This window comes from Cupriavidus pauculus, assembly GCF_008801835.1.
GTDB classification, from domain to species: Bacteria; Pseudomonadota; Gammaproteobacteria; order Burkholderiales; family Burkholderiaceae; genus Cupriavidus; species Cupriavidus pauculus.
Genome location: NZ_VZOW01000007.1, coordinates 33,902 through 60,039, shown reverse-complemented (window position 1 = coordinate 60,039; position 26,138 = coordinate 33,902). Strand labels below are relative to the sequence as shown.

The following is a 26,138-nucleotide window of genomic DNA, read 5'->3' as shown; positions in this document are numbered from 1 at the left end:
TTAACTTTAGCCGCAATCCAAAACCTGGTCCACCGCCCACAATGCATGCGACGCTCAGCAGCGCTATCGAAAGTCGGCAGCAGCCAGGGGCTGCGGAACCGATTTCCAGACCAGACAGGAGACGAAAGGTGAAGACGTACAAGATCGCAACCATCCCCGGCGACGGCATTGGCAAGGAAGTGGTCCCGGCCGGTCGGGAAGTGATGGAGGCGCTGGCGGCTTCGGGCGCCGGCTTTCGCTTCGAGTTCGAGAATTTCGACTGGGGCGGCGACTACTATCGCCAGCACGGCGCGATGATGCCGGCCGACGGCCTCGACGCCCTGCGCGACAAGGATGCGATCCTGTTCGGGTCCGCCGGCGACAACCAGATTCCGGACCACATCACGCTGTGGGGCCTGCGCCTGAAAATCTGCCAGGGCTTCGACCAGTACGCCAACGTGCGCCCGACGCGCATCCTGCCCGGCATCGACGGCCCACTCAAGCGCTGCGCGCCGGAAGACCTGAATTGGGTGATCGTGCGCGAGAACTCGGAAGGCGAATACTCCGGCGTGGGCGGCCGCGTGCATCAAGGCCATCCGATCGAAGCGGCCACCGACGTATCGATGATGACCCGTGTGGGCGTCGAGCGCATCCTGCGCTTCGCGTTCAAACTCGCCCAGTCGCGCCCGCGCAAACTGCTGACCGTGATCACCAAGTCGAACGCGCAGCGCCATGCCATGGTGATGTGGGACGAAGTGGCGGTGGAAGTGGCGAAGGACTTCCCCGACGTCACCTGGGACAAGGAACTGGTCGACGCCGCCACCGCACGCATGGTGAACCGCCCCGCGACGCTCGACACCATCGTCGCCACCAACCTGCACGCCGACATCCTCAGCGATCTGGCGGCGGCGCTGGCGGGCAGCCTGGGCATCGCCCCAACCGGCAATATCGATCCCGAGCGCCGCTACCCGTCGATGTTCGAACCGATCCACGGGTCTGCGTTCGACATCATGGGCAAGGGACTGGCCAACCCGGTCGGTACGTTCTGGTCGGTGGTCATGCTGCTGGAACATCTGGGCGAAAACGCCGCCGCGCAACGCGTAATGGCCGCCATCGAAGCCGTGACCGCCAACCCGGCACTGCATACCGGCGATCTCGGCGGCAAGGCAAGGACGGTGGAGGTGACCAAGGCGGTCTGCGATTTTCTGGCGGCGGACGGACAGGCCAAGGCTGCATAGGGTGGCCTCAGGTCGCATAAGCCGCATAAAGCCGCGCAGAGACGCATAGAGCCGCGCACGCGTCGCTGTCTGCGCGTCAAGCCACCGCGGCCGGTCAACCGCCGCACCAGCGGCGGGACGCGCCACGCATGCGTCGCGCATTTGCGGGCCGCGCGGGGCTGTTGGCGTCGAGCTTGCGGCCTGTCACGCATTCCTATTACTACAAGCAAAGGAGACAACCATGCGTCGATTCACCACCCACTTTGCCTGCCGCGTCGTCAGCCTGTCCGTCTGCGCCATCGGCCTCTGTGCCGCCACCGCCGCGACGGCGCAGGACTGGCCAGCCAAGCCGATCAGCCTCGTGGTGCCGTTCCCGTCGGGCGGCACCACCGACATCCTGGCGCGCGCGCTGGGCGACCAGTTGTCGAGATCGCTAGGCCAGCCGGTCATCGTCGAGAACCGCCCGGGCGCGGGCGCCACGCTGGGCGCCGACTACGTTGCCAAATCGAAGCCCGATGGCTACACGCTGCTGATGGGCGCCGTGCACCACACGATCGCCACTTCGGTCTACAAAAAGCTGCCCTACAGCTTCCAGAAGGACCTGGCGCCTGTCTCCACGCTGGCGATGGTGCCCAACGTGCTGGTCGTCAACAGTGCGAAAACGCCCGCCAAAAACGTGGCGGAACTGGTAGCTCTGGCGAAGAAGGCTTCGCCGGAAATGTCGTACGGATCGAACGGCAACGGCACCGCGCAACACCTGATTGGCACCCAGTTCCAAACGGCCACCGGCATCACGCTGCTGCAGGTCCCTTACAAGGGCAGCGGCCCACTGACCACCGACCTGCTGGGAGGCCAGGTGTCGATGTCGTTCGACACGCTGACGACGGTGCTACCGCACATCAAGGCCGGCAAGCTCAAGGCGCTGGCGGTGACCACGGCGAAACGGTCCAGCGCATTGCCTGACGTGCCGACGATGGAAGAGTCCGGTCTGAAGGGCTTCGATATCGGCACGTGGTTCGGCGTGCTCGCTCCGGCCGCTACCCCCGCACAAGTCGTGACACGCCTGAACGCCGAGATCGTGAAGATCGTGAATTCACCCGATTTCCAGCAGCGCATGCTGGCCGCCGGCGCCGAGCCAATGCCGAGCACGCCCGAAGCCTTCACAAAGCGCATCGGCGACGAAACAAACAGATTTGCCGCGCTTGTCAGGGACGGCAAGATCAACATTGAGTGAATGGGTGCTGCCTTGGTTTTGGGAAATTGCCGGGGGTGTTATCGATAGCGTAGAGGCGCACGCACGGCCAAATTCCAAAACCACGCGCGTATAGGTCTTATCCGCCCCCGAGCACGAGCGTGTAGCGGCGGCACGAGTGCGTCTTCTCCACGGTAGGTCCGCAGGACCGACCACCCCGCCAACGCCGCTAAAGAGTGTATTCCGACCATGGGTTGCAGGGGATGGCCGCACCAGCATGCCCCGCGATGTACTGCCTAAGTACTCAAACAGTTTAGTTACTGTTTAGTTTTTGTACTGCTGGCCCTTGGCATGCCCCCAAACAGTTCTGCTAGTGTCCTTTTTAAGTACCATTCAAGTACCTGAACTGTCCCACGCCGTTATGACACCGCTGACACCGTTCGATCAGATGTCGCCCGCCGAGCAGGACGCGCTCTTCGATCGCCCACTCACCACGCCGAGCGTCAACGAGAAGTGATCACCCATATCAACAAGAGAGACTTTCGTTGTATCAGGCGCAGCTAGCCCCTGAACAAACGTATCCCACGTTGTGCAGTCGAACCATGCATAACCCCTATACGCCAGCTTATGTCCGAACTGCTGCACATCAACTGCGATTTGCATCCTCATTGACGGAACATGTTTATCCGTCTCGACAACGTCAAGGCACAAGCGCAAGGGCTTTTCAATATTGATAATCATGGCTTGTATTACCTTCCTGTGGGAAGTGCATGGATAGCCGGAAAAAATTCCACCAAACGGCGCGGTGCCGTCAGCATTGTAGAACTCGACTTCGCAGTTTCCATCGCCATAGTCTTCGATAACGTACCCGATATCTCTCACTCTGAGTCCGTCGTGTGGGTTCTCTTGATTAACATACCGCACACGGTTGTATATTGAGATTTTCGCTAACGCTGCCTTGCAGAGTCAGAAGCGCGCAATATCTGCCTCACTTGTCGAGCAATATCCTCCACAATCGCCTTCGGTCCAGCAATAGTGAGGCCGACGAAAGTTTCTGCCTCGATCGTTATTGAGTCGATACCGAGCCAAACTACCAGAGTTTCAATTTCTTGCGATCCACCAACGCCCCAAAGCTTATCAATACCAACCGCACCACTCCTTACAAGGACAGTATGGATGGCATCTCTAAGTGCATCGTCATATTCATTTCCGAGAAAAATAGTTGCTTCCTCTGTGCCCATTCTTAGAACCCCAAATCCTTGCCGCCCGACCGGCTTACAGATTCAATAATTTCCTCCCAGTTCTTGCCTTTGGCCCTAAGCCAGTCGACTGTTGGCCCCAGCTTATCGCCGTACTTCTCGAGATTCCTAGCGTAAATCGCCTCGGGCTGCGGTGCAGGTGCAGCAACTACTTTCCCGAGACTATCCCAACGTTCAGTGTCGCGTAATTCGGCGACACTGTTCCAAGCGCCTGTTGCGCATTCTCCCCCGCGCAATCTGGTTTCGTTAAAGAGCACGGCACGCCCTCGCGGGCACGCGGATGCGCCAGTCTAGCCGAACGGCCATGTGGATTTGCAACGGTGGGACCGCCCCGAACAGGCGGCTAAGACGGGAGGGCTGGGGTCTCGGGGCAACGCCCTGAGGGACTGCGACGGGCGCACGCGACCTAGCTGGCAGGATTTCCACAGGCCAAGACGGGTGCTTCTAATCTAGTTTGTAAGCCGACCCGGGCTTTCCAAATCCCTCCCAAAATACCCACAAGCGTCCACAGTTTGGGCATTTCAGCATTGGCCGCATCGCCCGATAAATGTCTTCGGCATCCACATCGCCTGAGAATTTGTCATAGGCTTCATCTGAGATGAACAGCCACTGATCTCGACAGGGTATCTCGCCATACGTGATCCGGTGACCGCACTTGCAAGTCATGCTCGGCATATCTATCTCTTTATAATTTTAATGTCAGTAATGTTTGTTGCCCCGGCTCCTCTGACACGCTGCAATATACTCCCTAGCTGCTCAGGAGTTACCGACGAGTTTGTCAGGTCTAGGACGATACCTGTTGCTTGCGTATTCTTACTTGCGATCGCAGACACAATCCGATTTGGGTTGCTCGTCGTAGGTAGTTACACGTCGTAGGCTACACCGTTCACGAGCAAGTCCGAGGTTCCCCCGCCGGCTCTTGTACCCACTGGCGCGCGAAGTAGAACTTCGTTACCAAGATCCGCCATGTATTGCGCAGCCATCCGCTCACTTGCAGAGAAATCGCCAGCGCCGATTGTGAGCTTCCCAGCCGTGCTTGTGGGCCCACCTAACGCCACTGCCGTCCGGCTGCCGGTCGTGGTCGGCAGAACATTATCTTGCACGCCCGCGCTCGGCAATGGACCAGCCCCACCCCCACTGAAGCCCATGGAGGTTAACAGCGCGTTATAGGTCAGCCCCAAATCCCACCCGCGATGAGCCGGCGGCGACTGCCCTGGCAGCATGGAAAGGAACTACTTGCCCCAACGTGCCAAGTCCCCAAGAGGATCTTTGTAGGTCTCCTTGACCCATTTCACCGATTTGTCGGACGTAGTGTTATTCAGCGCCTCGTTCTGCGCCGCCAACGCCGCCGCCGTTGCGTTCGTCCCGAGCAATGCACCGGCAGCACCACCGATGAGTGTCGCGAGCGCGACGGTCGTGGCGTTGTAGCCGACATTTCCATACTTGATCGTCTGCGTGCCATCACCGTTATCGATGACGGTCTGGCTGCCCCCATAGAGGCTATCGCGATCAACGGCGCCGCAATCGCACTGGCCGCTCCGCCAATGGCACCGTAGACCTGGTCGCGAATCAACGGCGCCGCCAGCGCACTCGCAGCCCGCCAATGGCTCCATACCCAGCACCCGACGTGTCCCGCGTTGGCGATGGCACGCAACCCTAAATGCCGCAAGGCTTGGCGGGTGTTCAGCGCCCCGATGCGGCTCTCCGTTGCAAGTGTTTGCCCCAGACGCGGTTTTTGGCCGAACAATCCGGCTTCGTTAAAGAGCAAGGCGCGCCCACAGGGGCGCGCCGATGTGCAAGTCTAGCCGCCGGCTGTGGCTTTCAATTGCGAATCCGGTTCCTCTACTAATGATGCAGTTTTTCCCACTCCGCCAGATAGGCCGCGGAAAGCGGGCCGAGATAGTCGCTAATCAGATTCCAACGCCCAGGCCCACTAGATGCACGTAAATAAAGCGCCTCTAGCAAGCCTGTTGCCACAAACGCTTTGAGAGCCCCGTCGTTGGTAATGAGGCCGCTCTCGATAACTTGGAAAATATGGGTACGTGCATCAGGATTCAGTTCGTCAAAATGTTCGGCGATAGCCTTGCCTAGTTTTCCAAACAGAACGGTTGTGGGTATGTCCTCACCCCACTCTTCAAGGGCCTGTCTTCTGGCCGAACTGAGCACATCGCATCGGGTCAGCTCGGTAACGAACTCTTGCCAAGTACTCATAATTTCCCTTTCAAGGCATTCTGAAGGTCACGCAAGACGTTCTGAGCTGCGGAGCGATCGCTAAACGGCGCGTTGGGATTCGAATCCAGCCATTTTTGCAGGGCAACCGAATAGTCTTGTGCCTTTTGGGTATGGAACACACCACCGACAGGGTTGCCGGTGCGGGCTTCATAGCGGACAGCATCAGCCGTGCTACCTGTGCCAATTTTCGCACCATCACGATACAAGTCGTCGATCAAACCGCCGAGCTTTGTGTCTGAGACAATAGGTTTGGCCATCTTCGATGCGAGATCGTCCGCAAGCTTTACTACAGTTGCTGCATTCGCTGTTCCCCCAGTCGTCGCAATTGCGCCACTCGCAAGTGTTCCCTTGGTGACTATAAATTCACTGATTTTGCCGTAAGCCGCCGCGCCCGCCGGAATCGCACCCAGAATCCCCGACAGCCACCGATCCGCCTTATCCAGCGACTGGCCACTCAGGGTCTGGCCTGTCACCGCCTGGTACAGCATCGCCGCCGAACCATAGTACGGCAACAGGTTCGACAACGTGTCAGCCAGCTTCAGTGCCTGTTCCGGCGTCAGGTTGTTCATCCGCGCCAGTGTCGTCGCCGCCTCCAGCTGTCGCACCTGGGTATCGATGCGGTTGAAGTCCTCCTGAGTGCAATTTGGCTCGCATAGCTTTGTCAGCCGCGCATTTTCACGATTCGCAATGCCGCGTGTCGGACCTGTCGAGGTCGCATTGTTCAGCGCCTCGTTCTGTGCCGCCGTCGCAGCCGCTTGCGAGTCCCGGCCCAGCAGGGCTGCCACACCGCCGCTAGTCAGCATCGACAACGCCGTGATCATCGCCAGTTGGGCCGGATTCGAGACGCCTTGCCCATCAGTTAAACAGTTCTGCTAGTGTCCTTTTTAAGTACCATTCAAGTACCTGAACTGTCCCACGCCGTTATGACACCGCTGACACCGTTCGATCAGATGTCGCCCGCCGAGCAGGACGCGCTCTTCGATGCCATGGCCAATAACGACAGCGACGAGGTCGCCCGCGCCCACCTCGCTCGTGGCAACCCCATCTACGTCTCGACCCCGGACACCCCAAAGGGGCTCGTCGAGAAGCGCTTCCCCGACGGCAGGCGACAGTTCGTGCGCTTCGACCTGGACGGCGAACACGTTGTCGTCGACAACGTGCAAACGGTATCCGAATCCGCTCCGGAACCGTAAAGCAACCCGCAGAAACGACGAACCCGGCCGTAGCCGGGTTCAGCAAGGTTTTCACAACATCAACTCAGTAATTTTTCGATGACCAAGTATCCGACAAACACCACAGCCGCACCGACCAATACGCAATAGACGATCTTTTCTGCCTTGCTCATCCGTTTCCATTGCTCTGGCGATGGCCCTCCTCCTACTGCCGGCATTCCTTCCTCCTATTTCGAACCGGTACCAACAGGAATCGAATGACTCCAGGGCACAATCCCGAATGTCTTTCCGCCCGGTGTGCCTATCCCAAGCTCGATCGCTGTTGCGCCACCGTAGGCATGTGTTACCGCACCAACCACGTTGAATGGGAAGGGGGTAGGGATAGACACAAACGCTTGATTGCCATCTCCATTCAGGAAAGAGTTGGTTGCCGCTGCGCCTTGCGCTCCCCAGATCCAGCCGAGTGTGGCGCTACCACCAGGCGACCAGGATATGGCAGAAGGATTGCTCTGCCCCACACCAACGGCGAGATACTTCGTACCATCGGCGAGATTTATCACACCGCCAGCCGAACCCGACAATATCCCAACATTCAGTGTCGCGTAATTTGGCGACACTGTTCCAAGTGCCTGCTGCGCATTATCTCCCTGTGCCTGCAGCATCGTGCCTAGCAACTGCGTGTTGCATGGCTGGCTGCCATTGCCGCAGGCTGCTGTCAACGCAGATCCTCCGAAAGATTTTGGCGTTGCATTGTGGACCTGCTCGGAGTTGTTCAGCGCCTCATTTTGGGCGGCGCTGGCCGCAGCCTCTGGGTTCTGGCCCAATGCCGCAGCAACGCCACCACCCGCCAGCATTGCTGCTGCAGTAATCGCAGCCCTCTGGACATCGGTCAGGTTAGCGGCTCCGCCTGCCTGGTCAACGAGGGTACTAGCCACAACTGCACTGGCCGCTCCCCCAATGGCACCGACTACACAGTGGCCGTCAGTTGGGCCATGTACCGCACGCCGTGAAGGCGCTTGGTTATCGTCCTAGCAGCACGAGCAGGTGCCTCAACCAAGCATCACCGGAAGGCCACTCCATCGAGTACTGGTAACAGCATCCCAGATTCTGAAGGGTGAGCTTCGCCAAATCCGGCTCCGGCAACTTCATGGCCAAGATTGACTCTATCTCAACTGCAGCGCGAGACACTTCCTCAACACCGCTGTGTTCAACGAACGCCCGAATCGCGTCGTCGGCTGTACCAAAGATCAAATCGAAGTCTTGGTTAAGGTACGCCGAGAACATGTTCTTCGCTGTCGCAAATTGTGCCTTCATTAGTGAGGGTATCCTGTAATAATTCTGTAACCCGTTGACATCGTAGGATCTCTCGCAATAACCACCCTGACGTTGCTCGCCGGTGTCGAGTTCGTTGCGCCGCGACTGAGGCTCGTTCCAACCGGTGTCGGTGACGTGTATTCAATGGCCAGATAGCCACTGGAATTACCAGAAAGATAGTTTCTGATCGCTGATTGGTTGGATTTGATAGCAGAAAAAACAGCGGTTTCTGCAGTGGCCCGATCGGCAAAAGTCGAAGCTGCTGACACATTTGAAGTTGCGAGACGATTCGCAAGATCGGCATCAGACATTCCAACGTGCCGGGCGATCAAATGACCCCCGGCGTCTTCGTACACCTGAAGACCGCCTCCGTCAACCAAAGGGGTATATGGAGCACCATTTGTAGCCACTCCGCGCGACATCATCGCACCAATCGCGGCGTCCACCATGCCCGACGCATCGACCGGCGACAACTGCCCGAACATCTGCGCCCAGATGGAAGAGCCTGTCGAACCCTGAGCCGCCTGCTGGCTGATGTCCTGAGCCTTCTCGTTGCTAGTGCTGTTCCACCGACTCAACGCGCTCGCCTGCGCCGATACGTTCTGGGCCGACAGGCTGCTCAGAAGGCTTTCGCAAGTTGCCACACCCTGGCAAGCCGCCCGGTTTTCCGAACTATTGATCGACGGCGCACGCGCGTCGTTTGCAATGGCGGTGCAATTGTCCAGCGTGCAGTTCTGAGCTGCTTGCTGTTGCGTGGTATTGACGCTTGCGTAGTACGAAGTCCACTTCGCCACGCACTGCGTATCCCCCGCGGCACAAGACTTCAGGGAATCGACCAGCCCCTTTTCCTGCTTGCCGCTCAGGTAGTTGTTCAGCGCCTCGTTCTGCGCTGCGCCAGCCGCCGCCGTAGCGTCCCCTCCTAACGCTGCCGCAAGCCCACCGCCCGCCAGCATGGCCACCGCCGTCACCAGCGCACGATTCATCGGGTCGGCACGGTCGGCGTTAGTCTCGATACCCAGTCCCATGCCTACGAGCGGCGCTACAACAGCACTCGTCGCCCCCCCAATGGCACCACTACCGCAATCACCCCCCATCGCACTCTGCGCGGCACATCCCAGCGCCGCATGGGCGGCAACGTTCTGCAGCGTTAGCGGATCGGTCGAATTGCCAATCGCGTTGGCGCCCAGCGCCGCTGTTTGCGCCACGAGGTTATTCAGGAACGCCTGTCCAAAGCTCCCACCATTGAAGGCCGTATTAATCCCGGCGTTAATCAGGCCCGTCCCCACCATGCCAATGGCCTGCTGATAGATGGTGCCCGTCGCCCCGTCCTTCGCCGCCTGCAATACGCCGCCAGCCGTATTGCTGCCGGCAAGGTTTGCCAAGGTCCTAGTTCCCTCCAGCGACTGACCCCATTCGCTTAGCCCAAAGCTGCTGCCGTCGAACGTGATGCCATTGGTTAGCCCCGCAGTCACCGCACCAATCAGCCCAGCCTGTGCAATCTTGCCGAAATTGAGCCCCTGGCCCGACACGATCTGGCTGGCCATACTGCCAGCCATGCTCGACAGCGCGGCTACCAGTATCGCCTCACCCAATGTCATTTTGGCGAGCGCCACGCCCATGGCTGCGGCCGCGGATCCTGCCGTGACGATGGACACCGCCACCGCCGCCGCCATCGCCAAAATCTGGCCAAGGATGCCGAAGCCCTTCTTCTCCTTGATGAACTGCGTGTGGATGTCGTCGGCGACCGTGCCTTCGGTGTAGTTCAGCCCCAGGCTTTCCTTGAGCTGCGCCACCAGCGCGGCGCTGGCTTCCGCGTCGACCGTGCCGTCGGCGCGCGTCACGCGGAAGGCGTCGTTAATGGCCCGGATGCTGTCGGCTTCGATGTCCATGTGCATCGCCGACAGGAAGCCGCCCGGCTGCACCACCGTGCCCGTCACCACGTTCCAGCCGCCCTGCGCCTTGTACGCGTTGGTGCCGATCGACACCACGTTCGGGCTCAGGTCAATGCTTTCGGCCTTGACCGTCAGCGTGTCCCGCGCGACGACCTGCCCGGTGTTGCGAAGCTGGCCGTCGACGGTCAGCTTGATGTTCTCGCCGCTGATCGTGCCTCCAGTGGGCACGGCCAGCGCCTGGGCATAGCCTTCCGGCAGATAGACCTGCGGCACCAGCGCGTTGACGCTCGGGCAGATCGAGCTGGCCAGCGTGCAGCGCGGGTCCGGTACCGCCTGCTCGACGTACCACAGCATCGGTGCGTCGAGCGCCTTCACCTGATCCACGCTCAGGGCCTGGCCCAGCGCCAGGTTGTGTTCCTTCGCGTAGTCGGCAGAGTTCTCGTAAAGCGACAGTTTTTCCTGGTCGGGCCAAGAACTACCATTACCCGATATAGACTGCGCGGCCTTTCGCGATTCCCGAGGCCGTTCATCGTGCGCCTCGACCCATAGGGCTAGCACTTCATCGTCGACAACGCGCAAATGGTGTCCGAATCCGCTCGTGAACCGTAAAGCAGCACCGCAAAAACGACGAACCCCGCCCCGTTGGCCCTAGTTTTGCTGTGCATAATGATGAAATGGCCACCGACGTTGACGACCTCCAGCATCGCTCGGTCTCGTAGTGGCCAGCTCCGCTACTTGCAGCCAATTAAAGGTACCCCTCGGGAATGTGCTTGCTTTGAATGCCGAAATCCCAGTCCGCAGACTTCTCGCGCTTATCGAGCCACTGCTTTCCTCCTGCGATCCATCTGCTTCGCATCTCTCGTGCGCTCGCTGGCGTACTGTCTTCGTAGCCAAACTCTGTGCCACAGCACGGGCATATTTCCCAAGTCGGCGAATTCCCGTCATCGCCCCACGGTGGCGATGACAACTCGTAGAGCAGTGAGCGTAAAGTCGCTACCGGGCACACCTGACCTAGCTCCGCTTGTGGCGCCGCCAAAGGCCAGCGGATTCAGCGTCGCCACCTCCGCGTCGCCCGGCACATGAACGGTCTGCGACTCCCCAAAGAACCGGCGCTCCTGTTCCATCTCCTTCTTGATTTCATCCGGCATCCCGGGGTTCGGGTATTGCCCCCAGTGCGGGCCATTGTTGTTCAGCTCTTCATTTTGTGCTGCCGTCGCTGAGCATTTGGATTCAGCCCAATGCCGCTGCCACACCTCCGCCGGCGAGCGTCGCAATCGCCGTCGCCGTCTGCCCCGTCGTCAACGGCTCATGGCTGGGGTCCAGGGCGTACATCGCCAATGGCGCCACTACGGCAGTCGTTGCCCCACCAATGGCACCAAATCCAGCACCCGATGCAGCCCACAGGCGACGCCCCGCAACCCTAGACGGAGCTAGGCTTTGCGGGCGGTCGGCGCCCCGACTCGGGTATAGGAAGAGGGTTTTACCCCAGACGCGGTTTTGGGCCGCGCAATCCGGCATGGTTAAGGAACAACAAGGCGCGCCCACACAGGTGCACAGACGAGGTCAGCTACGTAGTAGCAGCCGAAGAGCAGCCCTCTCACATGACAATAATGGGACAGATGCCATGCCGTGTAGTGAGCACGTATGACTCAAGCCCATTTCGCTCCGGGATAATTCTCAAATACCGTCCATCGTCAAAATGTAGCGAGAGGATCAGATTCCCGTCGACCGTAGCATCGATAATCCGCCGGTTCAAAAACCCAAACAAAGCGGGGCTTGAACTCATATCTTCCCCATGCCCTGCTTGAACGATACCGTCTTCGTTACCCTCGAATGGGCATTGAAGCAGGATCTGCGCACCACTCGCAAATAGTAAGATGAGCGAGCCAACACCAACGGTTAGTCCTGTCAGGACCGTATGGTGAATTTCTGCCAAGTCTCGATTATCGATCATCATTTTCTCTTATCTTTGTGGCGGCATTCCGTTCGGGGGTAACGGGACGTGCGTGTCTCCCCGTGTCCCTGTTCCCCCGGTTGCAGGATTGATTGGCTGCCCCTTTTGTATCGAAAGCCAGTAGCCATTTTCAAGCCCAGGCACCGGCGTTGAGCCGGGTGGCATCACACGAATATACGTGCTTCCTTGCGCGCTCGGGTCTGTTCCAGGTGGATAGTAAATCGTGCTTCCAGGCGTTCGCCCTGGTCGCGAGACCCAATCGGGAGGAACTACAGGGCTTTGCGGTGGATTGGTGAACGGCTGTAAGTTTGACGGTACCTTTGGCCCCATCAAACCTGGCGCTCCATCTTTATTTGCTCCGCCGAGCACCAGGGGACTGGGGCCAATCATCGGCGGGACATCGGAATTTGCTGACCCCGGCTTGCTGCCTACCTGACCGAACGCCCGCCGCTCCGCCTCCATCATCTTGCGCACGTCGTCCGGTATGGCCGGCTTCTTCGTACCACTGGTCGCATTGTTCAGCGACTCGTTCTGCGCCGCCAGCGCAGCCGACGTAGAGTTCCCGCCAAGCAGCAGCCCCGTGGTACCGCCAATGAGCGTTGCGAGGCCGACCGTGAGCGCCTGGCGCACCGGGTCATCGCTGTAGTTCACCACCGCGCTGTCGGCGTAGACCTGGTCGCGAATCAACGGCGCCGCAATGGCACTGGCCGCCCCGCCAATGGCCCCTACCGCGCAACTCAACCACTCATCAACTTGAGCGCGATCTCCAGCTTCTCTCTCACCTTTCGCGACTGCGGCTTTCCTCGAAACATCGCAAGGTCAATGGCTTCGAGCACGGCAGGTCCTTCTCGTGCACGAGGGATCTCGACTTTCACTATCGTCGTAGGGCCGACAAGTACCCAATAGATGTCTTCCGCCTGTTCCGGCAGCCATTTCAGAATGAACGCACGGTCCAGCGTCGGCAAGAAGCCGCGCAGTGCAGGACCCAAGCCAGTCGGGTCATTTTGGGAACATAGTTGTTCGGACGTACCAAGAAGGTCTCTTCGAATCAACTCGTCTCTCTCAGAGTTTTTCTCCTTCATTCCAGCCTCCCGGGAAACGCAGTTACAAGGTTACCGTACTTGTCCGTAATCACCGTCATTGTAGACGTCGGCTGATAGCCATTGAACTTGTCGGTGCCGACCACTTGCCCAGTGTCTACTTCCCGAACATAGTTAATATCATTGCCGCTCCGAATGGCACGAGTTATGGGTGTTGAAACAGTGTTTTTATCCTGCAGCAGTTTCGTGAGGTCACTTTCACTAATTGCAAACTGGCTAGCATTTACCGTCGGATCAAGGTGTCGATCACCAATGTGGTCCATGCCGGCGTTCGTCAAGTTTATGCGGGACTGCACCCGCCCCGGTGCTCCGCTGTCTGCATTGGCGCCTTGTCCCGGTTCCCCGCCAGCATCGCCGCCATTGGTTGACAGAATCGCATTGCCAGGAGCCCCCGGTGAAGTAATTGGGGGCGTCACCACACACTGCCCACTTGCACTACAGGACATCGTCGGAGGCGTTACCACTGCCCCGCCCGTCGCCGGCGGATTACCACCGTTCGTCGCGTCCACCAGCGGGTTGGCTTCTGTCGGCGGCGTCTGCCCTGGCAGCATACCGAGGAGTTCCTTGCCCCAACGTGCCAAGTCCCCAAGAGGATCTTTGTAGGTCTCCTTAGCCCATTTCACCACCTTGTCGGACGTGGAGTTGTTCAGCGCCTCGTTCTGCGCGGCCAGCGCCGCACCCGTCGCATTCGTCCCGAGCAATGCACCAGCAGAGCCACCGATCAGCGTCGCCAGCGCGACGGTCGTGGCGTTGTAGCCGACATTTCCATACTTGATCGTCTGGGTGCCATCACCGTTATCGACGACGGTCTGGCTGCCCCCATAGAGGCTATCGCGATCAACGGCGCCGCAATCGCACTGGCCCCTCCGCCAATGGCACCGTATCCAGCACCCGACGCGTCCAGCGTTGGCGATGGCGATGGCGCGCAACCCTAGACGCAGCCTGGCGTTGCGGGTGGCGATTTTCCCGACGCGGGTCCCGGCCGCAGGTTTTTTGCCCAGGCGCGGTTTTTCGGGCCGTGCATTGATCTGCCCGAAGCCGGCTAGCTTTTGCCTACCGATTGAGCACTGAGGCGTACCACTCGTGTCCCACCAAATCTCCGACCTCAAGATAGCGAGAGAAGGGATGCTTATCTCTTGTAGCTAGGGCGGCATTGTTCGATTCCCGCGGGTCACACCATTCGGACTCGCAGTCCTCGCACATAGCAAATAGGTTGCCCTTGCCTCCCTCAGATGCCACAAGCACTCGCCCCTGACTACAAACCGGGCAGGTTTCGTTAATAACGGCATAGTGTTTATAGGTCATAGCTATTGTGATTTAGGCAGTGGAAGACCGTTACCGGGGAATGCGGTAATGATTTGGTTCGTTCCATGTACCGTGATAATGGTGACGGTATCTAAGTTCTGGCGCTGCCCAGTGTAACCACCTGCATATCCCGAATTCTGGCGAGGCACCACATAAATGTCGGTGCTGCCGCTGGTCACCGGTTGGATACCAGCCTGCCGAACAATATTCCATGCGTCGTTTACTGTCGAGACCGGATCGCCATAGAACACGCCTTGGTTTGGCTTGTTCAAATTAAGGTCGCCATGCTGAGCAACGATGTGATCGGGGCGCGATTCTCCAGTCTTGCTGACAATCGACCAATCCAATCCTGGCTGAGAGTTGCTATCCGATCCCGTCCCGGGACTTGCACCATTCTGGATCTGCGCAATTGCCGTCAGACCCGCACAGATCGCTAGCGCCAGCATACACCCAGGATTGCCCAGAATCGTTGGCCCCTGTGGACCGCTCGCGGGCGTGCTCGTCAACGTCGAACCCTGCGGACCGTTGTTCGGCGTCGCAACAGCATTGCCCTTGCTGTTTTGCTCTTCCAGCGGGTTCGTGAGTGGATCGGATTTCTGAGGCCCGTTATTCGGCGTGCCGATCGGGTCATCCGTCACCACGGGCATCGGCACCATCACCACACCAAATGGTGTCGGGACCGGCCGCGGCACGATCTTCACGCTCAGCGAATTGTTCAGCGCCTCGTTCTGCGCCGCCAGCGCCGCCGCAGTGGCATTCGTCCCGAGCAATGCACCAGCAGAACCACCGATCAGCGTCGCCAGCGCGACGGTCGTGGCGTTGTAGCCGATATTTCCATACCTGATCGTCTGCGTGCCATCCCCGTTGTCGAAGACGGTCTGACTGCCCGCATACAGGCTATCGCGGATCAACGGCGCCGCAATGGCACTGGCCGCCCCGCCAATGGCACCGCCAGCACAATCCCCGCCCGACAGACTCTGTGCCGCACAGCCGACCAACGCGTGACCGAGTACATTGGCAAGAATGGACTGGGGATCTGAACCCGGCACCCCAATTCCGGGCGCCCTTATGCCAACGGCATTGGCCGCTACCGCAGCCGCATCGCGAATAAGTCCGTTTGCGAATGCCTGGCCGAAGCTCCCTCCGTAGGCGATGGTGTTGACCCCGGCATTGATGGCCGAACGCACCACGCTTGCAGCAATTACTTTCCCGAGACTATCCTGAACCGCCGTCCAGCTGCCTGTGCTGATGTTGGTCCCCAACGTGCCCAGACCGCCGTCACCGAGGCTCAATCCGTCCAGCGCGCCCTGCGTGAGTCCCGCCGTCACCATGCTGACCACGCCGGCTTTCAGTGCCGCGGCCATGTTCAGCGTGCCAGTGGTGAGAACCTGACCCACCATGCTAGACAGCACGCCTGAGATCAATGGCGCAAACATAGAACCTGTACCAGCCGTAGCGATCGAGATCGCCACCGAAGCAGCTATCGCCAAGATCTGGCCCAGCACACCCAGGCCCTTCTTCTCCTTGATGAACTGCGTGTGGATGTCGTCGGCAACCGTGCCTTCGGTGTAGTTCAGCCCCAGGCTTTCCTTGAGCTGCGCCACCAGCGCGGCGCTGGCGTCCGCGTCGACCGTGCCGTCGGCGCGCGTCACGCGGAAGGCGTCGTTGATGGCCCGGATGCTGTCGGCCTCGATGTCCATGTGCATCGCCGACAGGAAGCCGCCCGGCTGCACCACCGTGCCCGTCACCACGTTCCAGCCGCCCTGCGCCTTGTACGCGTTGGTGCCGATCGACACCACGTTCGGGCTCAGGTCAATGCTTTCGGCCTTGACCGTCAGCGTGTCGCGCGCGACGACCGGGCGGGGTGGGGTACCGCCTGCTCGACGTACCACAGCATCGGTGCGTCGAGCGCCGGGCTGTCTGCGTAGATCCCATCCCGGGTCATAGACGCTGCTTCCCCGACGGCCGGCGACAGTTCGTGCGTTCCGACCTGAATGGCGAACACGTTGTCGTCGATGACGTGCAAACGGTATCCGCTCCGGTAACCGGTGATGTCTACAAGCCGGTGCACAGGCCCGATCCAGAGAGGCTGGCGAGTTCGTTTGCTTCGGATTAAGGCACCGTTGACACGTCCCGACCGACCACGTGCTAACGGTGTCCGGATCTCGTGGCAGTGCCCTCCCGCATGGACCGCTAGCGTAGAGGCGCACGCATCGCCAAATGCCAAAACCACGCGCGTATAGGTCTTACCCGCCCCCGAGCACGAGCGTGTAGCGGCGGCACGAGCGCGTCTTCTCCACGGTAGGTCCTATTACCGGTGAAGGGACGGGGCTGAGGATGCCCATGAGACCGAGCCGAATCAGTGGATAAGCCCCAAGTGGCAACATCACTTCTCCCTGGTCAGACTTTCACGACCCGCGCAGCAGATCTCAAAGCAGGCCGCTCGCCTGATGCCAACTGGGGCGGGTGCCTCGTCCGATGGAGTCCAAGTACACCCGCGCTATCTTCCCGGCACTCTCGATTTCCCGGCCCATGCCACTTCCGCCAAAAATCTTTGCGCACCTACACGAAATCGGGTCTGTGTACCTTTGGCATGTCGTCGTATGCCTTCAGAATGATTTCCATGGGAGTCAGCTTCGTATTTTGGAGCGAGTACACGATCTTGAGCCACATCACCGCGCGAATCGTCTGCCCACCTCCCAACCAGTGATCTGCTAAATAACGCCGTAAAAGCCGCCGCCCCGCGTCAAACAGGTCGGACTCAACTTGAACATGCCGTCCTGTGTAATGCATGCAAATCGAGTAACCAAAGTCTCGCGGAAGCACCAGTTTGGAAAGCGGCAAAGGCTGGCGTTTTCCAGTCCAATCCTCGTACAGGCCAATCGCATGCTCGAGCGCTTCCGGAGACTGAAGGCACTGACATGCCAGAGCCATATATTCGTCAAGGCCGAAGCTTATGATTTCCGACTGCGACCATGGACGATACTTATTCGTCCAGCGGAGCAATTCGAAGTGCCTCGCAGAGTCCCAGTCACCTTGACTTTCAATCCCATCCAGCATCCATTTACCGATTGCCCGAGCACCATGTAACAGCGAAAGATAGGTGTTTTGGTCAGCGCCAAACTCCTCTCCGGATGCAATGGCGTCGGTAATCCATTGAACTGCTCTCGGGAGAGTCTCGGAAAATTCCGACTGCAAGCCAAGCAGCCATGCGGAAATCACCCAATGCAAGCCGTCTGCGCCAGTATTACCAAAGGGAGGCCCTTGCCACATGCCTTCGCGATAGAAGGCAATCATGCCGGCGCTGAAACCATTGGTTCGCAATTGTTGAGGATTGAATAGCATTAAATCTTAACCTCCGGAACAGGGCACAGCCCCACAAAACCTGACGATAGTGGAGTTTTTCACTTGTCCTGCACCGACAGTATTGGTCTTGAAATTTCCCTTGATGAGACTTGTCAGCGCGGCATTCTTGGCAGTCTCCGGCAAGTTCGATGCAGCGATCGCGTTACGAGCCTCCGCCAAAGCATTTCGAAGAGAGGCCGAGTCCGGTGCAAAGGTTGGAGATGGCTCAACACTCGCAGCGGTACTCCTAAATTTGCTGTCCCACAATGTCACCTCTCCGGTGACCGAGTTCACCGAGATTACATCCGCCCCATTCCGTCCAATGACATCTCCATACTTCACTACGATCTGGTCAGGCAAGGCCGCAATGGTATTGGCGAGTTTCAATTCAGCTTGATAACCGTTGACCTGGGAGTTCGCGATGTTGACATTTCCCGAATCTAGTACCTTGGGTGTGTAGTCCAACCCCGCGACCGGAGGCGGCAGTCTTGGATCGAGTTCCACCCCATTGAAGGTGCGTGGGCCGCCCACTACCCCCAATACGTCGCCGGCAGTATAGCCCGGTCCCGGTGCCGGGGTCGGCGCTGGTGCGCCGCTGCTAGTCTGCGACGAGTATGCGCCAGGTTCGTTCGTTGGCGAAATCGTCTTCCCGGGCATGCCGGCCGCGATATCTACCGCGCCAGCGGATGGACGACCCAACAACCAATCGGCAACCGTCTTCAGGCCTTTTCCAAGGTTTGTCGGAACAGTCGAACCTTCATACGCTGAAAGCGCCGTGCCGATCTCCATGTATGTATTGGCAAGGGCCTCACGCTGGGCTGGGGAGAGGTTCAACGGCGTGCCGGATTCCGCCGATGCCTGCTGCATGGCCAGGCTTGCGCTGAGCAGCGCTTGCCCGATCTTCGTCATCCCCCCAGTGTCGTTGCCAGAACGGAATTCGCCGTAGAGTGCCGTAGCCGCATCCACTGCCGATTGCAATTTCAGCAGCGCCGTTGCCTTGTCCGCGGTTGTCGACGCTCGCGCCATATCGAGCTTCGCATCGTCCAAGTCGGTATAGACCTTGGTTTGCGCACGATCCTTGTCTTCCCAGACCTTGTTGATGCGGTCTCGATCATCCGGCGACTTCGCCGATGCCAGCTGTTCGTTCTTCTTTCTTACCTGGCTGCCAGACAGGGCGTTGTTGATCGCCTCGTTCTGGGCTGCTGTCGCCGCAACGGTGACGTCCCTCCCGAGCGCGGCGGCTAGCCCGCTGCCGACAAGGGTGGCCACGGCTACCGTAACAGCGTTGTATTGTTGGTCCTTGAATTCTGTAAAGGTCGTTGACGTGCCATTGCCGTTGTCAATGCTCCAGGTGCTCCCCCCGGAGTCATACAGGCTGTCCCGCACCAGCGGAGCGACGATAGCCGAGACGGCGGCGCCAATGGCCCCTCCCGCGCAGTCGTCACCGCCCAGTGCCGCTGCAGCGCAGCCAACTAGGGCGTGCGCTGCAGCATTGGCGATGATCGTCCCTGGATCGGCACCAGGTTTTCCAATCCCCGGCAGTGTCACGCCCACCGCATTCGCCGCTAATGCCGCAGCATCACGCACCAGTCCACCGGCGAATGCCTGCCCGAAGCTACCCCCGTATACCGCCGTATTGATACCGGCGCTGATAGCTGAACGCACGATGCTGGCCTGGGCGTAATTGCCAAGATTGCTGGCCGCCTCGAGCCAGTTACCCTGCGTGATGTTATCGCCGAAGCTGCTAAGCCCGGCGTCGGTCAGCTTTAGCGCGCCCAACGCACCCTGCGTTAGCCCGGCTGTCAGGCCGGAAATCGCGCCGGACTTCAATGCCGTACCGATGTTCAGCGAACCGGTTGTGATGACCTGGCTCACCATGCTTGACAGCGTGCCGGCAATCAGCCCAGATAGAGCCGCCGACATCGCCGCGCCAACCCCTGCCGTCGCAAAAGCCGCTCCGGCCGCAGCCGTGACTCCCATTGCCGCACTATAGGCCGCACCTACGATCGCCGCCCCGGCCCCCGCCGTAGCGATCGAAATTGCCACCGCCGCCGCCATCGCCAAAATCTGGCCAAGGATGCCGAAGCCCTTCTTCTCCTTGATGAACTGCGTGTGGATGTCGTCGGCGACCGTGCCTTCGGTGTAGTTCAGCCCCAGGCTTTCCTTGAGCTGCGCCACCAGCGCGGCGCTGGCTTCCGCGTCGACCGTGCCGTCGGCGCGCGTCACGCGGAAGGCGTCGTTAATGGCCCGGATGCTGTCGGCTTCGATGTCCATGTGCATCGCCGACAGGAAGCCGCCCGGCTGCACCACCGTGCCCGTCACCACGTTCCAGCCGCCCTGCGCCTTGTACGCGTTGGTGCCGATCGACACCACGTTCGGGCTCAGGTCGATGCTTTCGGCCTTGACCGTCAGCGTGTCGCGCGCGACGACCTGCCCGGTGTTGCGAAGCTGGCCGTCGACGGTCAGCTTGATGTTCTCGCCGCTGATCGTGCCTCCAGTGGGCACGGCCAGCGCCTGGGCATAGCCTTCCGGCAGATAGACCTGCGGCACCAGCGCGTTGACGCTCGGGCAGATCGTGCTGGCCAGCGTGCAGCGCGGGTCCGGTACCGCCTGCTCGACGTACCACAGCATCGGCGCGTCGAGCGCCTTCACCTGATCCACGCTCAGGGCCTGGCCAAGTGCAAGGTTGTGTTCCTTCGCGTAATCGGCGGCGTTCTTGTACAGCGACAGTTTTTCCTGGTCGGTCACCGACAGGTTGTTCTGGCTGTCCCACGACAGCCCGCTGATAAAGCTTTCCTGCCCCGTCTGTGCCAAGGCGGCCTGTTGCAGCTTTTGCCCTTCGGTATACGGGTCGTAGTAGAACGTCACGTTCCCCGGACGCAGCTCCGGCGGCAATTGCGCCAGCAGACTGTCCGGTGTCACGCCAGCCAGCACGCCGGTAGCCGGGTTCGGGCTGACGTACTGCGCGCGGTCGTTAGACGTGGTGGGACTGGTCACCGGCGTGCCGTCCGGTTTGGCATTGAAGTGCCAGTCGACGGCCGGCGGCGTCGTGGCCGTCGGCGCGGTGGGCGTTGCCACCACCACCGGCGTGAATTGCCACGGCTCGGTCGGATCGGGCGTGACAGTTGCCGTAGGCGGCAGCGATCCCGCTGGCACCGGCGCCGGGCCGAGGGGGATGACCTGCTGCGGCGTGGCGATCGGCGGCGTGGGCTGGTTCGGGCTGGTAATGCCATTGACCATCGACGCACCGGTCAGGTCGACGACTGTGCCCAGCAGATTGCCGGTGTTGACGATCTGCCCACCCGAATTGACGGTCAGCGCGTTGCCCGCCTGGATGCCGGAAGCGATGCTGCCCAGCACCGAACGGCCGCCCGTATCGTGCCAGCGGTCACCGCCACTGCGATCTTCCTGCCAGCGTCCGACCCAGTCGGCGTTCAGTGCGATGGCGGTGTTGTCCACGCCGCCGCTGGCCTGCACGTTGACGTTGCGGCCGCCGCTAATCAACGCGCCATTGTTACTGAGCGATCCGGTCTGGATCGTGACGTCACGCGCCCCCGAAATCACCGCTGCGGGACCGGCGGCAGCGTCCTCGGTGGCGGCGCATTGGCTATTGCCATAGGTGCCGCCTGGATTGCAGCCGCCGGCATAAGGCGGATTCTGGCCGCCGTAGCTCTTGTGCAGCTTGATCGGATCGAGCGACTGGTTGACCAGCGCGGCCGCCGTAATCGACACATCGCCGGAGACCGACTGGATCGCACCGGCGCGGTTGGTCACGGTGCCGCCTGTCGTGATATCGACATTGCCCTGAGCCGCCAGCGTGGCGTTCAGGTTCTGCAGGGCGCCTGCGTTGATGGTCAGCGCGTTGCCCGCGGCAATGGTGGAAGGCGTCTGCTTCCAGGCTACCGACTGCACCGTGGGAAAACTGTCATCGGGGCAGTCACCGCCCGGGACGCAGCCGACCTGGGTAGCCACGCTGACGTCGTAGACGCCTTTGTTGGTAAAGGTACCTGGAGTGGTGATTTTGACGTTGCCGGCGGCAGCGATGTCGCCAGTGTTGGTCAGGTCGCCGGTGCCGTTCAGGGCCAGGTTGCCGCCCGAGGTAATCTGACCCGCCTTGCCCAACTGAGAAGTGGTGGACGACTGCGTCGGTGCCGACACGGTGGCGTTGTTGACATCGCGGCCGACGTTGACCGGCGCACCGGTGATGGCCGGCATGCCACAACTGTCGCCCATGCATGGCGGTGTGATCGTGCCGAACAGCAGTTGCTGGTTCGCGCCCGTTTGATCGGATGGCGGAACAGCTTGTGCCAGCCTGTTGAGCTGGGCCAGCAGTGCATTGAATTCGGCCTGATTGACCGCGTCTGTCACGCTATCGACCAGCGTGGCGGATCTGCCATTGTCCAGGTTGCCGACATTGAGCGTGACGTTGCGCGCGGCGGAAATGACGCCGCCCTTGTTGGAGAGCGTCGACGCGCTGATATCGAGATTGCCGCCAGCGATGATCTGGCCAGCAACGCCGTCCGCCTGCTTGACGATGGTGCGGTCCACGGTGGGCAACGCAATTGCCATACCCACGGCATTCGCGGGGTACGGGCTCGTGGCATCCACCAGTTGCCACATCGAAATCCATGAAATGCCAGCTTCCCCGCCCGAAGTATAGGGGTAGTTGCCGACTTCCGGCGCCAGCGCGGCGCCATCGGGCGTGCGGCGGATATCGCCAATCTTCAGGTTGGTCGGCGTGCCTGCCGTGGGCATCCACGAGCACGAATCGCAATTCGAATATACCCATGGTGCATAGCTGCCGATCACCGCCGAATTGACCAGCGCATCGTTGCTGACTTTGCCCGTCGTGCTGCCGCCGTCCACCGGCCCCGAGCGATCATTGATGACCGCCCCAGCCGCGATATGCATGTCGCCATTGGCGCCGATCACGCCCGCGACGTTGCTCACGGTGCCACCGATGTCGATCTTCAGGTTGCCGTTGGCCTGTGTCTTGGCACCGGTGTTGTCGAAGTTGCCGCCGGTAATAACGACGTTGCCCAGCGCCTCGGCCACGCCGCGGTTTGTGATGTTGCCATCCAGCGCGAGGTCACCGTTGGCGTGCAGCGTGCCCGTATTGGTCAGATTGCCGGACGACAGCGACACATTGGCGCCGCCGATGATCTGCCCGGTGTTGGTCAAGGCGCCGCCGGTCGCCAGCGACAAATCGCCCGCCTTCTGGATCGTGCCGCTGTTGCTGATGCCCTGGCTGGCGTTGAGTACCACGCTGCCGCCCGGCACGATCCACGTTCCCGTGTTGTTGATCGCCAGCGCGCCCAGCGTCAGCGTACCGTTGGCGTCGAGCTTGCCCGTGGCCGTGGCCGACGGATCGAACACCTGGTTAGGCGCATTGAGCGTGAGGTTGTTGCCGGCCAGCACCTGACCGCCAACGTTGTTGAAGCTGCCGTTGCTGCCGAACACCGTAAAAGCCAGATTGCCGCTCAGCGGATTTTGGCCGCTAAGATCGCCGGCAAACAGCGTGCCGCCCTGGTTATTCACCAGCGCTCCGGCCGACACCGTGAGTGTCTGCGCACCGGACAGCAATCCTGCCGCGTTGTCGAACGCGTTGCCAATCGTGGCGTTGACGGTCTGCCCGCCCAGTACGCCACGGTTGGTCAGGTTCGTCACGTTCAGCGTGACGGCATTGCCGGCCAGCGTCCCGGTGTTGGTGACCGTTCCGCCCGACACCTGCATTTGCTGCACGGCCGCCGTACCGCCCGCATTGCTGATGGTTGCGCCGCTCAGCCTCACGTTGTTGGCCGTGGTATCGCCGGTCAGCGTCAGGCCGCGCGTGGCGGCAACATCCAAGGTGCCGCTGACGGCGTTCTGCTGGCCTTGCGGTGCGCCGATCGAGACATCGCCGCCGCGCAGCGTCGCGTCCTTGCCGATCCAGGTGAGATCGCCAACCGTCAGCATCCGGCCTGCCGACGCACCGAGATTGCCGCCCACCAACGTGCTGCCCGATAGCGTGACGTCCTGCGCGCCCGAGACATTGGCATTGCCGAGGCTCGTCAGCGATCCGTTGATCGTGGCCGACCCTGTCGCCGCCGATACGCTGGCGTTACCACCGCTCGACAGGCTGCCCGAGACGCTTGCGGCGCCACCGGCAGAAATGGTGGTATTGGCGTCGCTGGTCAGTGCACCATTGATCGCGACATTGCCGCGTGTGGCAGTGATGGTGGTATCGCCCGCGCTTTGCGCCTGGCCGCCCACGGTCACATCCTGCGCCGCCTTCAGCGCGATGCCGGCATTGCTGCCGATCTGCCCGGTGGTGGCAATGCTGCCCGTCTGCGCCGTGACATCGAGCTGCCCCGTCGCCGCGACCTGGCCGCCGAGGCTGACATCGGTACCTGCCTTTACGCTGAGCGTGCCGGGCGAGACCACATTGCCCGTGGTCGTCACGCTGCCGTCTACACCGGTCAGAGACACGTTGCCCGTGGTGCTGCCCGCCGCGCCGTGAATTGTCAGGTTGCGTTGCGAGGCCAGGTTCAGATCACCGGCCGATACCGCGCTGCCGTCGATGACGGTATCCCGCGCGGCCTGCAGCGCGATGGTCCCCGGCGACGTCACATCGCCGCCCAGTCGGATATCCCCCTGCCCGTCCTGACCGGCCGCCTTGACGACAATGCTCGCGCCGTTCACGGCACCGCCCACATCCACGTTGGTGGCGGCATTGAGCGCCACCGCGTCCTGTGCCTTGACACCGCCCGCGCCACGAATGGCGCCACCGGACGTCACGGCGACGCCGCGCCCTGCTTCCAGCGTCCCGCCCAGCGTGACATCGCCGGCTGCGTTGACGATGTACGCCGCTTCGGCGCGACCGTTGCCAGCCGCCTCCACCGCACCGCCAGCGTTGAAGGCCACCTCCTGCTTGGCATAAGTGCTGCCGACCTTGACGTTGCCCGATGCATCGATGGTGAGATTGCCCGCCGACGCCGCGAGGTTGCCATCGGCCCGCACACCCACGCCTGCGGCGGTGCTGACGATGCGGATCTGCCCGGCATTCATCGCCCCAAAAGCCGTGGCATCGATCGCCAGACCGTTCGTGGCCGAAGTATTGGTGGCGGCGCTATTGGCCCCGGTGGGCGTGGTCGTGAACCCGTCGCCGTCGGGCTTGACCAGTTGGCGGCCCGCCACAAGGTTGACCTGGCGGCCAGCGTTCAATGCCGCATCGACACCAATCGACTCGCCGATCAGGTTGATGTTGCCGACCGTGCCTTCGATGCCGGTGCTGGGCGATCCCGGCGTCGGGTTGCCGATCTGGATGCGGCCGCCTTCGACCAGAAATCCAGCCGACGCAGCCGCGTCGAAGCTCGTGGCGGCCCCCGTTGCCGATAGCCACTGCGGGGTGCCCGTCGTCAGGGTGACCTGCGACGTATTGGTGAAGCCTGCGCCGTTGGTATAGACGCCACCGGGCGCGGCCACCACCAGGCCGGCCTGCGCGCCGAACACCTCGACCATGCCGTTGATTTGCGCCGGCGCATTGCTGGTCACTTGGTTGATGATCAGCCGCGCCGGCCCCGATGCCGCCAGGTTGGCATTGGCGCCCACCTGGCCGCCCAGAAACGCACCGCCGCCCGTGGTGCTGTTGTTGAGGATCAGCCCGATTGGGTCGACGACGAACGAGCGGTACTGGTTCAGCGAGATGCCTTGGGCGTTCGGCGTGGTGATGCCGACCACAGGCACGCCGCCCTGTGGCGCGCCCGGGCCGGTCGTGGCAGAGATCGTCGGCGTGAAGCGGATCGGTGCCGCCGGATCGGTCACTGGCGCGGCCATGGCCTCGGCGGGGCCGAAGCGCAATACCACCGGCAACTGGTCCATCGCCCAGCGCAGCAGCCCCTGACGCACCGCGCCGACGTGCGTGGCAAAGGCATCCACAGGCATTGCGCCCGCACCGAGCACACCCGCCGCCTGCCTGGACTGCTGCAACGTGATCGACACCGGCCCGACCCACAGCGTGGTGGCCAAGCATGCCGCGACGGCACGCGCGGCCACGCTGCGGCGGCCACGGTCGGCCAGCGACAGGTCGGCCGGCACGTCCACAGGAACGTCAGCGGCGGTCGAGGAAGCGGGGTACAGCGTGGCCGAGCGGTCGCGTTGCATGGTTGGGGCTGAACAGCGTCAGACGAAAGACTTGG

At 61.1% G+C, this 26,138-nt stretch carries 19 protein-coding genes and 1 pseudogene; 3 read left to right on the top strand and 17 right to left on the bottom strand.

Going from position 1 to position 26,138, the window contains the following annotated elements:
• The first annotated feature begins 128 nt into the window (after nt 1–128).
• Nucleotides 129–1,217, top strand: coding sequence for a tartrate dehydrogenase (locus F7R19_RS10325; RefSeq protein WP_061954467.1), 1,089 nt, complete (start codon nt 129–131; stop codon nt 1,215–1,217).
• Between the two features lie 220 nt (nt 1,218–1,437).
• Complete coding sequence (locus F7R19_RS10320; protein WP_150980227.1) at nt 1,438–2,430, top strand: Bug family tripartite tricarboxylate transporter substrate binding protein; 993 nt, start codon at nt 1,438–1,440, stop codon at nt 2,428–2,430.
• Between the two features lie 402 nt (nt 2,431–2,832).
• Here F7R19_RS10320 and F7R19_RS10315 read toward each other — a convergent pair whose 3' ends face one another.
• The 6 genes and pseudogenes from F7R19_RS10315 to F7R19_RS29985 all read right to left on the bottom strand — a co-directional run bounded on the left by F7R19_RS10315 (nt 2,833) and on the right by F7R19_RS29985 (nt 6,700).
• Complete coding sequence (locus F7R19_RS10315; protein ID WP_150980225.1) at nt 2,833–3,129, bottom strand: hypothetical protein; 297 nt, start codon at nt 3,127–3,129, stop codon at nt 2,833–2,835.
• Between the two features lie 206 nt (nt 3,130–3,335).
• Nucleotides 3,336–3,629, bottom strand: coding sequence for a hypothetical protein (locus tag F7R19_RS10310; RefSeq protein ID WP_150980222.1), 294 nt, complete (start codon nt 3,627–3,629; stop codon nt 3,336–3,338).
• 695 nt (nt 3,630–4,324) lie between these two features.
• Nucleotides 4,325–4,495, bottom strand: a pseudogene (locus tag F7R19_RS30610) (CdiA C-terminal domain-containing protein); the annotation flags it as partial.
• Between the two features lie 384 nt (nt 4,496–4,879).
• Nucleotides 4,880–5,260: a hypothetical protein gene (locus F7R19_RS10305; RefSeq protein WP_150980221.1), complete on the bottom strand. Its 381-nt coding sequence runs from the start codon at nt 5,258–5,260 to the stop codon at nt 4,880–4,882.
• A gap of 232 nt (nt 5,261–5,492) precedes the next feature.
• Nucleotides 5,493–5,858, bottom strand: coding sequence for a DUF7674 family protein (locus F7R19_RS10300; protein ID WP_150980219.1), 366 nt, complete (start codon nt 5,856–5,858; stop codon nt 5,493–5,495).
• Nucleotides 5,855–6,700, bottom strand: a complete 846-nt coding sequence (locus F7R19_RS29985) for a hypothetical protein (protein WP_150980218.1) — start codon at nt 6,698–6,700, stop codon at nt 5,855–5,857. Before F7R19_RS29985 ends, F7R19_RS10300 begins: the two co-directional genes overlap by 4 nt.
• Before the next feature lie 102 nt (nt 6,701–6,802).
• Between F7R19_RS29985 and F7R19_RS10290 the strand changes: the two genes are divergently transcribed.
• Nucleotides 6,803–7,072 carry a hypothetical protein gene (locus tag F7R19_RS10290; RefSeq protein WP_150980216.1) on the top strand — a complete coding sequence of 90 codons (270 nt, stop codon included), beginning with the start codon at nt 6,803–6,805 and terminating at the stop codon, nt 7,070–7,072.
• 206 nt (nt 7,073–7,278) lie between these two features.
• Here F7R19_RS10290 and F7R19_RS10285 read toward each other — a convergent pair whose 3' ends face one another.
• The 11 genes from F7R19_RS10285 to F7R19_RS10240 form a co-directional block, all read right to left on the bottom strand.
• A complete protein-coding gene (locus F7R19_RS10285) occupies nt 7,279–7,986 on the bottom strand; it encodes a polymorphic toxin type 22 domain-containing protein (RefSeq protein ID WP_150980214.1) in 708 nt (235 codons plus the stop codon).
• Between the two features lie 85 nt (nt 7,987–8,071).
• Nucleotides 8,072–8,365 (bottom strand): contact-dependent growth inhibition system immunity protein, encoded by a 294-nt coding sequence (locus F7R19_RS10280; RefSeq protein ID WP_150980213.1) that lies wholly within the window; start codon nt 8,363–8,365, stop codon nt 8,072–8,074.
• Nucleotides 8,365–10,836, bottom strand: coding sequence for an RNase A-like domain-containing protein (locus F7R19_RS10275; RefSeq protein ID WP_150980211.1), 2,472 nt, complete (start codon nt 10,834–10,836; stop codon nt 8,365–8,367). The genes F7R19_RS10280 and F7R19_RS10275 overlap by 1 nt, the downstream gene beginning before the upstream one ends.
• A gap of 362 nt (nt 10,837–11,198) precedes the next feature.
• Complete coding sequence (locus tag F7R19_RS29715) at nt 11,199–11,531, bottom strand: hypothetical protein (protein WP_170292583.1); 333 nt, start codon at nt 11,529–11,531, stop codon at nt 11,199–11,201.
• A 323-nt stretch (nt 11,532–11,854) separates the two neighbouring features.
• Nucleotides 11,855–12,214, bottom strand: a complete 360-nt coding sequence (locus F7R19_RS10265; protein WP_150980209.1) for a hypothetical protein — start codon at nt 12,212–12,214, stop codon at nt 11,855–11,857.
• A 734-nt stretch (nt 12,215–12,948) separates the two neighbouring features.
• Nucleotides 12,949–13,293 carry a hypothetical protein gene (locus F7R19_RS10260; protein WP_150980207.1) on the bottom strand — a complete coding sequence of 115 codons (345 nt, stop codon included), beginning with the start codon at nt 13,291–13,293 and terminating at the stop codon, nt 12,949–12,951.
• On the bottom strand, nt 13,290–14,240 hold the full coding sequence (locus F7R19_RS30135) for a hypothetical protein (protein WP_223506223.1): 951 nt from the start codon (nt 14,238–14,240) through the stop codon (nt 13,290–13,292). Before F7R19_RS30135 ends, F7R19_RS10260 begins: the two co-directional genes overlap by 4 nt.
• Nucleotides 14,241–14,618: 378 nt before the next feature.
• Nucleotides 14,619–16,415, bottom strand: a complete 1,797-nt coding sequence (locus tag F7R19_RS10250) for a DUF637 domain-containing protein (RefSeq protein ID WP_223506225.1) — start codon at nt 16,413–16,415, stop codon at nt 14,619–14,621.
• A 35-nt stretch (nt 16,416–16,450) separates the two neighbouring features.
• Nucleotides 16,451–16,642: a hypothetical protein gene (locus F7R19_RS30130; protein WP_223506227.1), complete on the bottom strand. Its 192-nt coding sequence runs from the start codon at nt 16,640–16,642 to the stop codon at nt 16,451–16,453.
• 536 nt (nt 16,643–17,178) lie between these two features.
• Nucleotides 17,179–17,961 (bottom strand): hypothetical protein, encoded by a 783-nt coding sequence (locus tag F7R19_RS10245; protein WP_150980203.1) that lies wholly within the window; start codon nt 17,959–17,961, stop codon nt 17,179–17,181.
• 6 nt (nt 17,962–17,967) lie between these two features.
• A complete protein-coding gene (locus tag F7R19_RS10240; RefSeq protein ID WP_150980202.1) occupies nt 17,968–26,103 on the bottom strand; it encodes a two-partner secretion domain-containing protein in 8,136 nt (2,711 codons plus the stop codon).
• Nucleotides 26,104–26,138: the final 35 nt, after the last annotated feature.

Coding starts and splice junctions, on each gene's coding strand:
- F7R19_RS10300 (WP_150980219.1), bottom strand. CDS start 5,858: ATGAGTACTTGGCAAGAGTTCGTTACCGAGCTGACCCGATGCGATGTG.
- F7R19_RS10290 (WP_150980216.1), top strand. CDS start 6,803: ATGACACCGCTGACACCGTTCGATCAGATGTCGCCCGCCGAGCAGGAC.
- F7R19_RS10245 (WP_150980203.1), bottom strand. CDS start 17,961: ATGCTATTCAATCCTCAACAATTGCGAACCAATGGTTTCAGCGCCGGC.
- F7R19_RS10315 (WP_150980225.1), bottom strand. CDS start 3,129: ATGATTATCAATATTGAAAAGCCCTTGCGCTTGTGCCTTGACGTTGTC.
- F7R19_RS10320 (WP_150980227.1), top strand. CDS start 1,438: ATGCGTCGATTCACCACCCACTTTGCCTGCCGCGTCGTCAGCCTGTCC.
- F7R19_RS10305 (WP_150980221.1), bottom strand. CDS start 5,260: ATGGAGCCATTGGCGGGCTGCGAGTGCGCTGGCGGCGCCGTTGATTCG.
- F7R19_RS10265 (WP_150980209.1), bottom strand. CDS start 12,214: ATGATGATCGATAATCGAGACTTGGCAGAAATTCACCATACGGTCCTG.
- F7R19_RS10240 (WP_150980202.1), bottom strand. CDS start 26,103: ATGCAACGCGACCGCTCGGCCACGCTGTACCCCGCTTCCTCGACCGCC.
- F7R19_RS10260 (WP_150980207.1), bottom strand. CDS start 13,293: ATGAAGGAGAAAAACTCTGAGAGAGACGAGTTGATTCGAAGAGACCTT.
- F7R19_RS10310 (WP_150980222.1), bottom strand. CDS start 3,629: ATGGGCACAGAGGAAGCAACTATTTTTCTCGGAAATGAATATGACGAT.
- F7R19_RS10280 (WP_150980213.1), bottom strand. CDS start 8,365: ATGAAGGCACAATTTGCGACAGCGAAGAACATGTTCTCGGCGTACCTT.
- F7R19_RS29985 (WP_150980218.1), bottom strand. CDS start 6,700: ATGATCACGGCGTTGTCGATGCTGACTAGCGGCGGTGTGGCAGCCCTG.